Source organism: Neisseria flava (assembly GCF_982712965.1).
The window spans coordinates 1-15,113 of the sequence record NZ_CEXQBZ010000121.1 but is presented as its reverse complement, the minus strand read 5'-3'; the positions used below and the strand labels follow the sequence as shown (position 1 = coordinate 15,113).

The window sequence follows — 15,113 nt, the reverse complement described above, 5'->3', positions numbered from 1 at the left end:
AAATTAAGGATGAAGACATGGCAATAGAAGCGAAAGTAGTCTGGTCAGAGGGTATCTTTATTACTCCTCAACATTTCCAGCAATTTGAACGTTATCTTGAATCCGGCCTACGCCAATTAGCCGTTTCTCAAGAGGGGCATTTTTGGGGATTCTCTTCGCTGGTATTAAATTCAGACAGCCTCAAACGGGGGGTAATTAGTATTAGTGAAGCAGAAGGGGTTTTTCCCGATGGCTCTGTATTTTTGTTCTCGCAAAAACAGCTCGAAAATCTGACTCTAAAAGTTCCTGCAAATATTAAAGACACCAAAATCTGCCTAGCTGTCTCTCTGCCTTCTTCTGTAAATAATGAGATTTATTTTCCAAATCAGGACTCTTCAGACTCATGTCGCTACAAAGCTTTTAATAAAACTCTAGCAGACACTACAAATACTGAATTAGATGGTCGTCAGGTAACACTAGCAGATCTTAATCCGATGTTAGTTTTAGAAAACGACTTAACCAGCGGACAAACTGCCCTGCCCATTGCTCTCATCCGTTCCAGCTCTGCGGACTTTGAAATCATTCTGGACGAATCATATATTCCGCCTTGTCTCGGAAGTCAAAAGCAACAGCATCTAAAGGCTTATATTTCAGAGATCTATGGTTTATTGATGCAAAAAAGCAATAGCTTGGCTAATGCTGTGAATGATCCTAATACCGGCGGCTCTGTTGAAGTTATGGACTTCATGATGCTTCAAACCATTAATCGATATTTGGCATATTTGCATCACGAAAATGAAGGCGCACGACAAACACACCCTGAACAATTATTTATTAATTTATCCAAACTATGTGCTGATTTAATGACCTTCCTGCCTTCTCGCAAAGTAGGTGATATCCCAGTATATGAGCATAATGACCTAACCTCATGTTTCGGTAAGTTATTTTTCAATTTACGTAAATCATTATCTATCGTACTTGAACAACGAGCGATTAGGATTCCGCTTGATATGCGTGATGAAGCGACTCGCGTTGCTCAAACACCAGACCAAAGTTTACTGGACAAAGCTTCATTTGTTCTTGCGATTAAAGCCGATATGCCGAACGAAGCACTGCGCCAAAAAATTCCTAGCGTAGTAAAAATAGGTACCGTGGAAAAAGTAAAAGAATTGGTTGCTTACCACCTGCCTGGAATTAGGGTGCACGCTTTATCTGTTGCACCAAGAGAATTGCCATACCACAGCGGTTATGTCTATTTTGAATTGGACAAAAAGCACGAGTTGTGGGACATGTTTGATACTTCATCAGGCATGGCCTTCCATTTAGCCGGTAATTTTCCGAATTTAGATGTTGAATTTTGGGCAATTAAGTCTTTAAGTTAATTTAGTTTAATTTGGAATTTCATTATGGATAACCAGAATAATGCTGCACACAGCATCGCAAATATTTATAACCCTTTGATTGAGGCTGCCAAACCAGTTTTTATCTTAGTCAATGCGATGCAACAAACTACCAGTCAATTGTCTACTGACAGTTTGATCAACAAATTTTCTATCCTAATCAATAATTTTGAAGAAAATGCTGAAAAAAATGGAGCAAGGTACGACGCTATCCAGGCCGCAAAATACTGCCTATGTACTTTCGTAGATGAATTAGCTGTTCGTGCGGGTTGGGCAGATGAAACTTGGTCCAAAAACAGCCTGCTAGTATCTTTCTATGACGAAACATGGGGAGGAGAGCGTTTTTTTGAGATTATTCAAAATCTAAAGCAGGATCCGGATAAAAATATTGATTTATTAGAGTTCATGTACTTATGTTTGCAATTCGGCTACAAAGGCAAGTATCAAGTATTAAACAGTGGCGAACTCGAAATTGACAAGATTAAGAGAGATTTGCTTGCCTTAATTCACAGCAAACGGCCGGATCAAACTGCTGAGCTTTTCAAACACAATCCAATTATTACCAATACCATCCAAAGAAAACAGAGACTTACTATTCCTTTATGGGTAGTAGGTGTTTTAGGAGCTGTTGTCTTGGGAATAGGCTACTTTGCTATGCAATGGTCTTTAGGTAATGATTTTGATACCGCCAGTACAAAAGTCAACAATCTCAAACTTCCTCCTGTCACAGCCAAACAGCAAGAAACACAAGGCACCATTCGGTTACGGCCTTTATTGGAAAATGAAATCGCCAGAAAGCTAGTCTCTGTGGAAGACTTCCAAGATAGAAGTACGGTTACTATTTTAGGTGATGGTCTTTTTGAGTCTGGTTCAGCGCAAATCCAAGACCAGTATTACCCTGTCCTAGCTAGAGTCAGCCAAGCTTTGGATAGCGTAGAAGGACAAATCGTAGTGACCGGATATACTGACGATAAACCTATTCAGAGTCTGAACTTCCCATCTAATTGGCATCTCTCTCAGGCTCGGGCAGATGCAGTAAAAGAAATTTTATTGAATTACATCAAAAATGGTGGAACACGTATTCGTTCCGAAGGACGTGGCTCGACCGATCCTGTTGCGCCAAATAATACTTTGGAAAATAGAGCTAAAAACCGAAGAGTTGAAATAACCCTATTCACAACGGGAACCGGCCCTAAACTGGGGAGAGCAGTGGAAGTAAAAACCAATACTTCAACTACTCAGCCAAACAGTGATGTAAATACACATCAATAATCTGAAATTGGATTGATACGGAAAAACAAATATGAAAAAAATTCTTTATTTTCTAGGCTCCCGTTCTTTATGGGTAATGTTGGGTATCGCCGGTCTGATTATATTGGTATGGTTTATCGGCCCACTGATTTCCATAGGTGAAATTCGTCCCTTAGAAAGTAAGGTCATTCGCCTTGCTGTGTGTGTCGCCATTGTCGGCATTTGGTTGGCTAAAGCTATATTTCGCCAATATCGTGAGTCACGCCGCAACGCTGCCTTACTGAAGGAAATTCGCGCAGCGCAAGAACCTATCTTAAAAAATGCAAGTGATGTTAGCTCAATGAGCCGTCAGTTTGCTGAAATGGATAAAGTACTGAAAAACGCTAAATTCTCCAAATCTAAAAATAGTTTATTGGCGAGATTGGAAGAAGGTCAGTATCTTTATCAAATGCCGTGGTATGTTGTTTTAGGTGCTGCCGGCTCCGGTAAAACAACAGCGTTAAAACGTTCCGGTCTCAACTTCCCCCTAGAAAGCACTTTAGGAACATCTGTAAGTGGCTTGGCAGGAACGCGTGATTGCGATTGGTTTTTATCGGATGAAATTGTACTTCTCGATACTGCGGGCAGATTGTCTTTACATGACAACCACAGTAATAAAGACTCCAGCGACTGGGAAGAATTTGTCTCTCTGTTGAAGCGTTACCGCCCCAAACAACCTATCAACGGTGTATTGGTTACCGTAGGAGTAGATGATCTTTTAGGAGGTAAAACCAATATTCCCGAAATTTCTGCAGAGCTTCGCAAAAGAATCCATGAGATGCATACTAAATTAGGTATACATTTCCCCGTTTATCTCATGATAACTAAACTGGATTTACTGCATGGTTTTGACAAATTCTTTGATCATCTGACTGAAGAACAAAGAAATCAATATCTGGGAATTTCTCTTTCTGATACGGAAGGAATGGAAACTCCTATTGCCACTGCTTCCAACGCTTTATCAGAAGTTGTGGATAAATTGCGCTCCTCTATGCTGGGCACTATTCACCAATTGGAATCTTCTGAAGATAAAGCCACAGCTTTTGCTTTTCCTGAAGAATTTGAACGTCTTAATCAGGCGGTACTTTCTCTATTTAAAGAGCTATCTAAATCTTCAAAATTTGAACAACCTATTTCCTGGAGAGGTGTTTATTTTTCAAGCGGCACCCAAACGGGACAACATTTCAATCCTATCTTGGATGGCTTGCAAAATGATTTCCAATTATCGAAAAAATACTTGGATTCAGACCGAACCAAAACTCAAAACAACGAGCGAAGCTTTTTCCTGAACAGACTGTTTTCTGACGTTATCCTTAGCGAAGCAAACTTGGCTGGAGAAAATAAATCTTGGTTTGTCAAAAAACAAATGCTCTATTGGTTAGGCATTGGAGCCATTGTCACCATAGTTGCTGCTTGCTTAGCCATGATGCTAAACAGTTACTCAAATAATCGCTCATATCTTGATCAGGTTGGCGATAAAGCAACCAAACTGGGTCAAGAGGCCAAGCAATACACTGAAGCACCCGATCTGCTTAAAGCGGTAACATTTGCAGAAAATGTCAAAGATACGACCAGCAGCAAAGAGATTCCTGATCTGTCTTCCCCTCCCCTCAGCTATCGTATGGGTCTTTACCAAGGCGGGCAAATGGAAGATGTAGGGGAATCTGCCTACCGCAGAATCCTGCAAGACAACGTGATGCCTTTGATTAGCTTTAAATTAGATGAACTTCTGCGTACAACCAGCGGCTCAGACGGAGTTAATGGCTACAATGCTTTAAAAGCTTATCTGATGATGTATGACAAAGACCATTTTGATGCCGCTTTTATGCAAAACTGGCTGATGACTAATTTGTCTAAAGCAGAATCTTCAGGCATGAGCGACCAACAGAAAAAATCTGTTGAAAAAGCTTTAAACCAGATTCTTTCCAAGCAAAGCATTACTCCTAGCGTACCCTATGATGAAGCATTGGTTGAACGTCGTAGACAAGAAATTGCCCAAAGAGATATTGCAACTATGGTGCTGGAGGATACCATCAATACTGTTACTCTCTCAGGCAAAGAAGGAATCACACCTGTTTCTCTTTCAAGTATGGGCGGCGTGCAAAGCCACTTATTATTCCGTCGTAAAACTGGTAGAGCTTTAAAAGAGCCTATTAACTTCATTTATACCAAAGAAGCCTACATTACCAAAGTATTACCTGCTATGGTTAAATCGGCAGAACAATTTTTTAATGAAGACAACTGGGTATTGGGTAGCTATGCCTCACAAAGCCAAAGTAAAGCTACTGTTCTTTCTGATGCTCAAAAGCTTTATTTCAGCAATTACATCAAGGCATGGAATAACTATTTGTCTGATTTGTCATTGGTTGTACCTAAATCATCTCGAGAAAGTATTCAGATTGCCAAGCTTTTGTCAGAGAAAAATTCACCCTTGGTTAACATTATCAAAGGTATCAGTGACAACACGACGCTCACCATTGATAAAAAGATAACCGATAAAGCAGACAGTAAAATTGCCGACTGGTTAAATAGAGCAGGTCTGTCAAAGCTTTTAGACGCTGAAGGAGAGGCCAATGTGAAAAATGAATTGGCTGCTTTGAAACTGGCCACTCCTGTTGATGATGCTTTTGCAGATTTCCATAGCTTAACTGAAACCACAAACGATCAACCTCCGGCTATTAACAGCGTTACTGAAGCCATTAATGATCTGTACGTTTATTTGGTTGCCGTTAATGTTGCAGTTGAAAAAGGCGTAGATTTACCTCCTGATGATCCGTTTGTGAAATACAAAGCTGAAGTAAACCGGCTTCCTATGCCCTTCCGCCCAATGTTAGACAGTTTTTCTGAGATTATTTTGAAAAACACCGACAAGATTGTCGATGAAAAACTTATGTCCACCTTGGAAAAACAGTTGGCAACCGTAACAAACAGTTGCCAAGAAATACATCAACAGGGCTACCCTTTTGATAGAGGTTCTGAGACCAATGTTGCCTTGGAAAGCTTCAGCAATATATTTGGTCCAAACGGCATGTACAGCAAGTTTACCAATTTGTCAGGGGAGGCCGCCGTATTGGCGCGTTCAGAGAAACTGGAAACATTAACGGCCAAAAACAGCGCATTTAAAGACCGTTTTTCCAAACTGAACGACATTGCAACAATCCGACAAGGATATTTCGACAAAGGATCTGAAACGCCTACTTTTGACTTTACAGTCAAGGTCTTGCTCCTTGATTCCAGCCTGGAAAGTGTGAATGTTTCTTATGCAGGGAAAAGCTATGTATACAGTCATGGCCCAGTCAATCCTGCAACCTTTACCTGGCCTTCAAAAGAAGAAAATGCCTTGGCAAAAATCGATGTTTCCTCTCCGCAAATCAATAGTGCGGGTATCAGCTCAACCGGACCATGGTCGATATTCCGTCTGATTGAAAAAGGAAAAATCATTCGTCAAACAGGAAACACTACCGTTGTCGAATACAACATCCAAGGCAAAAACGTTGTGCTTGAATTTACTACTTCTACAGCCTTCAACCCCTTTAATTTAAATAAATTAAGGAATTTTCAGTGCGTTTGAAGGTCGTAGTACGAATGTAAGCAGGTCGTCTGAAATCACATATTCCAACAAGTTTCTGCCACAGTCCTGTGTGTGATTGAAAAATAGAAAATCTGACACTGAAGCGAAATTGGTTTTTAATGTAAACAAGGAATTTCCCGAAATGAATAGAACAGTCGTTGCTCATACACCTTTGGGATCACAACTATTATTCAAAAAAATGCTTGGAACCGAATTTGTTTCAAACCTTTTTGAGTTTAATATCACTTTAGTTTCCAAAGATTCCAATTTACAAGGCAAAGATATTATCGGTCAGCCTATAACATTGGAAATTGATACAGAAGCAGGCAGTCCGCGCTATTTGAACGGTTTGGTGACTGACTTCGGCTATATCGGCGAAGATGAAGATGAAGAAGACTATCATGCCTATACCTGCACAGCCCGTCCGTTTATGTGGTACCTCACGCAGAACACCGATAGCAGGGTATTTGTCGATAAGTCTGTTCTGGATATTACCAATGAAGTCTTGTCCCCGTTCGGATTCCCTTTCCAAGTAAAATGCCAAAAAAGCTATCGTACAAGGGGCTTTTGTGTCCAATATCAGGAAAACAGTTTTGACTTCCTGAGCCGCCTATTTGAACAGGAAGGCATCTACTATTACTTTACCCACAGCAACGGTTCGCACGAGCTGGTTATTGCTGATGATGTCAGTATTCTGGAAGCCATCTCTTCTCCTAACATTCCTTACCATTCCAAAAATACTGCACCCGGAGCACCCAACATCGCCTATATCGACGTATGGGAAGAACGGGATGCCTTGAAATCCAGCCAGTTCGTGACTCAGGAATACAATTATAAAAACGCTAAAGTTCCGATGAAGTCCTCCGATTCGGTTCACGATTTCAGTTCTGTTCCTATGGAACATTATGATTTTTATACCGGCTTTAGCGATGTTTCCGAAGCGCAAAATTACAGTCAGGTACGCAGTGAAGATCTGAAAAGCCAAACCAAGATCATTACCGGTTCAGGCACTGCATTGACAGTGGCTCCGGGTTATACATTTACACTGAGTAAGCACCCGCACTCGTCATCCAATACCGAATACACCATTCTGAAAGCAGACTATGATTTTGAAGAAGCCGGCTATACTACCGGCGATCGTATCGGCAAATTCAGAATTTCATTCCGCGTATTGCCCAAATCCTACCCATACCGCCCTCCCCTTAAAACGCCAAAACCCAAAGTTTTAGGCACACAAGCGGCGACAGTAACAGGTCCTGCCGGAGAAGAGGTTTATACCAACGAGTATGGCGATATTAAAGTCCAGTTCCATTGGGACCGCTACGGCAAAATGGATGAAAACAGCTCCAACTGGGTTCGCGTAACACAAGGTTCTGCCGGCGCGGGATATGGTTCTATCAACACCCCGCGTATCGGTGAAGAAGTATTGGTTGACTTCATCAACGGCGATGCCGACCGACCGATTGTATTGGGTCGCCTGTACAACAGCGCAATGTCACCACCATGGGGCTTTCCTGCTGCGGCCAAGCAGTCAGGTATCAAAAGTAAGAGCTTCAACTCTCCACTTGCCAACTTCAATGAACTGATGTTCAACGATACTGCCGGTTCCGAGATGGTCAATTTCCAAGCGCAAAAAGACCTGACCTCGCTGGTTAAAAATAACGAAACCCGCAACGTTAACAACGACCGTACCACCACAATCGGGAACAATGAAACCGTAACAGTAGTGGGCGATCGGGCCAAAACCGTCCAAAAAAACGAAACGGCTTCAATTACCCAAAACCGTACCAAATCGGTGGGTCAAAACGAGACCTCCAGCATTACCCAAAACCAAAGTATTAGTGTTGGTGACAACCAAAGTACCAGCGTAGGTAAAGACCAAAGCGTCAACGTGGGTAAAAACCGTAGCCGTTCTGTTGGTTTGAACGAGAAAGTAGGCATAGGTCTGAGCCAAGCGCTGACTGTTGGACAGGATCAGAACGTTGCTGTCGGCAAAAACCAAGCGTTGACCGTCGGTGCCAACCGCAACAAGACCGTTGTAGCCAACGAAGTCAGCAGTATCGGCGGCAACAGACAGGAAACCGTCAGCCTGAACGGTATGAACAATGTCGGTATCGGTCAGATGACCAACATCGGTGCAGGCTATATGTTGAACGTCGGTGCGGGCTGGATGACCAATGTCGTTGGTGCAGAAATGCATAGCGTCGGCTTGGTGATGGGTCTCAACGCCGGTATGAACATCGGTCTCAATGCTGGTAGAAACATCACGCTGTCCGCAGGCAAGAAAATTACCATACAAGTCGGTAATTCCATGATTTTGATTGATAAAAACAAAATCAGCATCGTCAGCAAAACGATCAAGATCGTCGGCACCAAAGTAGTGGATATCGACGGCAAAAAAGTCGATATCAACTAGAGAAGATACGCCATGTTTGAGTTGCAGAACTTTACCTGCTTTCATACGCAGCAGTTTAAAAACATCGACCAAACAGATCGGGCTTATGATGTAGTCGTCGCCAAAATCAGCTACGAGTTTGAAATTGACCCGGAAACAGGAAAAACGGAGCTTGCGTTTGCCCGTAAGCAAACGCCGCTTACGTTTGCCGATACCTATTATGGCGATCCTTCACAAACCTCGACTCAGTTTGAAAGCGACTTCAGCCTCTACAAGCCCAAAACCGACTTGGTCGTCAATGCAACTGCCTACGCACCCGACGATGTTCCCTCTCGGCAATTTACCGTATCCGTAAGCATCGGCGATTACCAAAAAAGCCTGGCACTTACAGGAGAGCGTTACTGGGTGCGGGAGGTGGCCGGGTGGTCTTTGAGCGAACCCAACCCTATCCTTTCGCTTCCTATCCGTTATGAATTTGCCTTTGGCGGCAGCGCAGTCGAAGACGACCATACAGGCTATCAGCAGAACGCCATCGGTATCGGCTACTATCCGAAAGCCGAACTCAAAAAAAACGGGTTTAAGCGGACGCTGAAAGCGCATCAAATCTATGACCCTGCACACCCCGTGCGCGATCCGTCCGATAAGGCCGCGCCCGAAGGTTTCGGCTTCATGCCCCGTTATTTTGCACTGCGTGCCCAACATACCGGCACTGCCGATGCGCAATGGATAGCCAACCGTGCCCCGCTACTGCCTGAAGATTTTTCTATGGCTTATTGGAACGGCGCCCATCCCTCGCTGCAACTTCCCCATCTGAAACCCAACCATATTTACGAACTGACATTTACCGGCATGGTGCATTCCTTCCAAGCGCCCAACCAACGCTTTACCGTTGATTTGCCGGTAGAAACAGTGTTCGTCCACGCCCATACGGCAACCAACTCGTCATTGTGCAAAGATATGGTATTGGACACCATACTTGTCGATGTCGAACAACGCCGTATTGATTGCAGCTACCGCACTTCTTTTCCGGAAGAACTGGAAATTGCGGCATGCCAGCTCAGATTTATCGCCCGACACGAACGGGCAGACCAAATCGCAGCCGCCCAAGCTTGTCGGGATTCACAGGATGAATTTATCCCAATCCCACCATCTTTGGCAGCACACGCATAAACCACACATAGGTCGTCTGAAACCCTAAACCCTTACTCATCCATCTTTCAGACGACCCCATCCCCAACAGGAGCAAGCCGCCATGGCATTCAATAAAATCGCCCGTAAAAGCAGTGACTTCAGGGTCGTCTTTACCGTCCCCGATTTCTGCTGGCCGCCCCCTCCTGCTCCACCGGTCGCACCGCCCATCCCTTTCCCCCTCTTTGCCGACCTGGGCGGTGCCCAAACCGTCGCCACAGACGTCCGCCTCAACCGCAAGCCCGCCTTCGTCTTCAATGCCAGTAAAACCAACCGCACCACCGGCGACGAACCCGCCCTTCCGGGCCGCAAAGGGGTGTTGTCGCGTACCGCCACCAAACCCGCCTGGCCGATGATGCACTCCTCTTCGGTTAAAATCCGCAAGCGCTACATTATTCGCGCCGGCGATATGTTCCACATGAACAACAAGTTCAAGAAGAAACTGCCGCCCAAACCCTGTATTTCCTGCAAAGCCGCCGCCGCTGCCGGCCGCCCGGTGAATCCGATACACGGGCTGAAGTTTTTGGAGGGTGAAACCGACTTTGCTTTTGAAGGCATCCTGCCGCTGGTGTGGAGCCGCAGCTATTATTCCGACCAAGACGGTACCGGTTGGCTCGGCGAGGGCTGGAGCGTGCCGGGCTGCCAACGCATCATCCGCGATGCGGCGGGATTGGCCTATATCGACGATCAGGGCCGTCTGTTCCCGCTGCCGGAAGTCGATGAAGACGATGAGGAACCGGTATTGTTCGAGAGCGAACAGATCTGGTTCAGCAAAAATCCGGACGGGCATTATGTCATTGCTTCGCTGGACGGTTCGATAGCGCTGCGTTTTGCGCCTTTGGTGGTGGCGGAAGACGGTTCGGACGAAGACGCCACCCTCTTCCCGCTGGTGGCGGTGGAAGACGCCAACGGCAACCATCAGCGTTTCGTCTATCATCCGCTGACCGGTCTGCCGCAATACGTCATCGACGGCAACGGCCGGGTGTTCTCGCTGAATTTCGGCAATGTCGCGGACGGGCAGTCGCCTAAAATGCGGCTGCTGTCGGTTTCGTTGTTGGAAGGTTTGCCGGTCTTCGGCGAAACGGTCCGGGTCGGCAGTCCGCTGGTCCGCTACGAATACAACGGCAGTGGCGACCTGCTGCGCGTCATCGGCCGCGACGGCGCGGTCAAACGCAGCTTCGGCTATAAAAACAATCTGATGGTGTCGCACACGGATGCGGCAGGGTTGGTATCGGAATACGAATACGACCATTACACCCCGACCGGCAAGGTGTTGCGCAACTGGACTTCTTTAGGCGAGGAATGGCGCTTTACCTATCACGACGGCTATACCGAAGTAACCGACGTGTTGGGCCGTACCGAGCAATATCATTACGACTACAACAACGAGTTGACCAAACGGGTGTTTGCCGACGGCAGCGCCGTATTGATGGAACGCGACAGTTTGGGCCGTCTGCTCAGCCACACCGATGCGATGGGGCGCGTTACCCACTATCAGTACAGCAACGAGGGACAGGTTGAAACCATCGTCCGCCCCGACGGCGCCATCCTACATTTCGACTATGACGACTGCTACCGCCTGATCCGTAAAAGCGATGCGGAAGGCCGTTATGACGGCTATACCTACGACGAAGCGGGCAACCTGCTGACCCATACCGACCCGCTGAAACATACCACCCGTTTCGAATACGCCGACAACGGCCTGTTGCTGTCGGTGACCGATCCGAACGGCAGCAGTACCGCCTATCACTACAATCAAAACCGCCAGCCCGACCTCATTACCGACTGCTCCGGTTACGAAACCAAACTGGCCTACACCCCCGAAGGGCAACTGGCACGTATTACCGATGCGCTGGGGCAGCACACCGAATACCATTACGACGCCGACCAAAACCTCACCCTCTCCCTCTATCCCGACGGCAGCAAAGAAACCTTCGGCTACGATGCCGCAGGTCGTCTGAAAACCCATACCGACGGCGAAGGCCATACCACTTCCTACGAATACGGCCAAGACGGTCTGCCGACCCGACGCACCAATGCGCTGGGCCATACTTTCGGCTACCATTACGACAAAGCCCGCCGCTTAATCGGCCTCACCAATGAAAACGGTGCGCGCTACCGCTTTGCCTACGACGTCCTTGACCGCCTGATTGCCGAAAGCGGCTTCGACCATAAACTGACCGGCTACCGCTACAACGCCGGCAACGAGCTGGTCGAGCAGCGCGAATTCGGTACCCTCAATATTCCTGTTGAAACAAACCTTTCAGACGGCCTTAAGGACTGCACCCCATTAATTGTGAGCGATTACATTCGTGACAACTCAGGTCGTCTGAAACACATCGAAGTGCACAGTCAAAACGGTTCCGTCCAACATCGCAGCTATCATTACGACCCCAACGGTAGGCTTGTGCGCGCCGCCACGGCAGGACACAGCAGTGCGTTCGATTACAATGCTGGCGGTATCCTTATCGGCGAATACGCCCTCAGACTGCCCGATGCCACAAGCTGCGCTGCGCAAGGCCTGCCCGAATTGGATTGGCAAAATCCCGAACACGATATGTTCCTGCTGGGCAGAAGTGCCGACATCCGTTATTTCTATAGTTCCAGCGGCAATTTGTCCACTGTAGAACTGCCCGACGGCCAACGCATCCAGAACCTCTATTACGGCAGCGGCCACCTTCACAGCATCCTATTTGACGGCGACACCGTAACCGACATCGAACACGACAAACTGCACCGCGAAATCAGCAGAACGCAGGGAGCCTTAACTAGCCGCTATGAACTTGACACTCTAGGTCGTCTGAAAAAACAGATTGCCCAACTGACTGCCCTGACGAAATCGGACAAAGGCAAATACACCCACGCCGCCGTCAGTCGTAGCTACGGCTACGACCGTACCGGTAACCTGACCCACACGACCGATCAAAGAAGCGGAGCTACGCATTTCGAATACAACAAACTCGGGCGGATTGCCAAAACGGACAGCGAACTGTTCGCCTTCGACCCCGCGCACAATATCCTTTCAGACGACCTCAATACCGTCCCTGACAACCGTCTGAAAACCTACAACGGCAGCAGCTATTACTACGACCACTTCGGCAACCTGATCCATCGCGAACTGGCCGACGGCGAAGTGCAGAACTATTTCTACGACCTGCATGACCAACTGGTTAAAGCCGAAATCTTCAAAAAAGACGGCACGAAAGAAACTTGGGCATAACAGCTACGACGCCTTAGGCAGAAGGATAGGCAAAGGCCGTCTGAAAGACGGAGAAGTTTCAGGTAGCCTCGAAGAGGAAACCCGCTTCGTTTGGGACGGCAGCCATCTGCTGCAAGAAATCCACTCGGACGGCAGGTATACCTATATCTACACCAACCCGGATTCCTACGAACCGCTGGCACAAGTTCACGATTGGACAACCGAAGACGGAGAAAGCCGACAACAAACCCACTACTTCCATTGCGATCAAATCGGCATCCCGCGAGAGATGACTGATAAGGATGGTAAGCTCTTGTGGTTCGGCAACTACACCGGCTGGGGTCGTCTGAAAGAGGAAACCAAGGTAACGGATAGCGCTTACCAGCCTTTCCGCCTGCAAAACCAGTATTACGACCGTGAGACAGGGTTGCACTATAACTTCTTCAGGTATTATGAGCCTAATGCGGGGCGGTTTGTAAATCAGGATCCGATTGGGTTGGAAGGTGGAGAAAATTTATACAAGTTTGCTCCTAATGCGCAAAATTGGGTAGATATTTTTGGTTTATGGAGTTTTGGCGATCCCTTGCCACAATGGCTTGTTGATGGTGCTGCTGGGTTTGGAGACAACATTTCAATGGGAATTACTAAAAAAGCTCGACAATTATTTGGTATAAGCGGCGGAGTCACAGAATCAACTGCTTATAAGACAGGCGATTGGCTAGGTGAAATACCTGGACTTATTAACCCCGCAAAAAAAGTTAACGCCGCATATAAAGGACTTAAACGTGCAAAACTTTGGAAGTGTGAGATGAAAAAAATTTCTCGTACAGCAAAACGGACAAGAGCGAAGCGAGTTACAAAGGCTAAAGCTAATTTAAGAAGTGTGTTATGGCAGGAAACCAAAGGATTTATAACTGAAAAAATTAAAAGTAAAATTGTTGAGAATACAGTGAATCAAATTTAAACCAGTACAGCGTTGCCTCGTCTTGCCGTAATATCTGTACTGTCTGCAGCTCGTCGCCTTGTCCTGATTTAAATTTAATTTACTATATAGTCGATTAAAATTGCAATGATACGGCGTTGGCTCGCCTTGACGTACTACCTGTACGCCTTGCGGCTCGCCGCCTTGTCTCATTTTTATTTTAACCGACTATAGTTTGAATATGCAAAATAGGTAATTCTCATATGTATAATTTCTTTCTTAAAAATAAAGATTTGCTTTGTGTATTTTGTGTATTAATTTGGGATTTATATGATTTATATGATTGTTTATTCAATGGGAATTGTGGCTGGAAGAGAGATATGTATTTTCCTTCATTTGGATTAGGTAGAATAATGTATTCATTATTTAATTTAATTCTTATGGTGGCATTATGTACTTGGATATTTTTATTTTTTCAAAATACTATAAAAAATAGTAGCCATAGGTTGGGTAGGACCCTTAAAAAAAGAAAGCAAACCGTAGCACGCGTGATTAAAGCTAAAAAATAACTGAACCTCTTTGAATCAAACAGTAGTCGGTTGGGTCGAGACCCAACAACAAGTCGTAGCCCACATGAAACCTCAAATTCCGCCGTAGCTTGGGTACGGTAATCATGCTGTTTCTGCTTTTCAGACGACCTTGATCCTTTCTTGAGGTCGTCTGAAATATTTATTCCTTAACAATCCAAGCCAAAACCGCCTACTAATACGGCCAAGACGGTCTGCCGACCCGACGCACCAACGCGCTGGGGCATACCTTCGGTTACCATTACGACAAAGCCCGCCGCTTAGTCGGCCTCACCAATGAAAACGGTGCGCGCTACCGCTTTGCCTACGACGTCCTCGACCGCCTGATTGCCGAAAGCGGCTTCGACCATAAGCTCACCGGCTACCGCTACAACGCCGGCAACGAACTGGTCGAGCAGCGTGAATTCGGCGACGCCCCCCCCTCGCCGCCAAACTGATGGCGCAGCTGGGCGGACAGCCCGTCCCCAAAAAAGACGCTATCCCGCTTTCAGACGACCTCGACAGTCAAACCCCGCTGCGGATTACCGAGTTCAAACGCGATATATTGGGACGCTTAATCCACACCCTTGCCCGCGATAACGA

Annotated in this window: 5 protein-coding genes and 2 pseudogenes; 6 read left to right on the top strand and 1 reads right to left on the bottom strand. The window is 46.3% G+C overall.

From position 1 onward, the window contains the following. The first annotated feature begins 17 nt into the window (after positions 1–17). From tssK to AC5M9B_RS08650, 6 genes and pseudogenes are all read left to right on the top strand, one after another. Positions 18–1,361 (top strand): type VI secretion system baseplate subunit TssK, encoded by a 1,344-nt coding sequence (tssK, locus tag AC5M9B_RS08675; RefSeq protein WP_070490951.1) that lies wholly within the window; start codon positions 18–20, stop codon positions 1,359–1,361. Between the two features lie 24 nt (positions 1,362–1,385). Continuing rightward, positions 1,386–2,651 carry a type VI secretion system protein TssL, long form gene (gene tssL, locus AC5M9B_RS08670; RefSeq protein ID WP_070490953.1) on the top strand — a complete coding sequence of 422 codons (1,266 nt, stop codon included), beginning with the start codon at positions 1,386–1,388 and terminating at the stop codon, positions 2,649–2,651. 31 nt (positions 2,652–2,682) lie between these two features. Then, positions 2,683–6,240, top strand: coding sequence for a type VI secretion system membrane subunit TssM (gene tssM, locus AC5M9B_RS08665; protein WP_487648520.1), 3,558 nt, complete (start codon positions 2,683–2,685; stop codon positions 6,238–6,240). A 142-nt stretch (positions 6,241–6,382) separates the two neighbouring features. Then, positions 6,383–8,656, top strand: a complete 2,274-nt coding sequence (locus AC5M9B_RS08660; protein WP_487648525.1) for a type VI secretion system Vgr family protein — start codon at positions 6,383–6,385, stop codon at positions 8,654–8,656. Positions 8,657–8,668: 12 nt separating this feature from the next. Beyond that, a complete protein-coding gene (locus AC5M9B_RS08655; protein ID WP_107976932.1) occupies positions 8,669–9,805 on the top strand; it encodes a DUF2169 family type VI secretion system accessory protein in 1,137 nt (378 codons plus the stop codon). An 82-nt stretch (positions 9,806–9,887) separates the two neighbouring features. After that, positions 9,888–13,569 (top strand): annotated as a pseudogene (locus AC5M9B_RS08650) (DUF6531 domain-containing protein); the annotation flags it as partial. 397 nt (positions 13,570–13,966) lie between these two features. On the opposite strand, the pseudogene AC5M9B_RS08645 reads toward AC5M9B_RS08650, so the two are convergent. After that, positions 13,967–14,073, bottom strand: a pseudogene (locus AC5M9B_RS08645) (IS5/IS1182 family transposase); the annotation flags it as partial. Positions 14,074–15,113: the final 1,040 nt, after the last annotated feature.

Excerpts from the sequence above, each read along its gene's own strand:
- tssM (WP_487648520.1), top strand. The coding sequence starts at position 2,683 with ATGAAAAAAATTCTTTATTTTCTAGGCTCCCGTTCTTTATGGGTAATG.
- tssK (WP_070490951.1), top strand. The coding sequence starts at position 18 with ATGGCAATAGAAGCGAAAGTAGTCTGGTCAGAGGGTATCTTTATTACT.
- AC5M9B_RS08660 (WP_487648525.1), top strand. The coding sequence starts at position 6,383 with ATGAATAGAACAGTCGTTGCTCATACACCTTTGGGATCACAACTATTA.
- tssL (WP_070490953.1), top strand. The coding sequence starts at position 1,386 with ATGGATAACCAGAATAATGCTGCACACAGCATCGCAAATATTTATAAC.
- AC5M9B_RS08655 (WP_107976932.1), top strand. The coding sequence starts at position 8,669 with ATGTTTGAGTTGCAGAACTTTACCTGCTTTCATACGCAGCAGTTTAAA.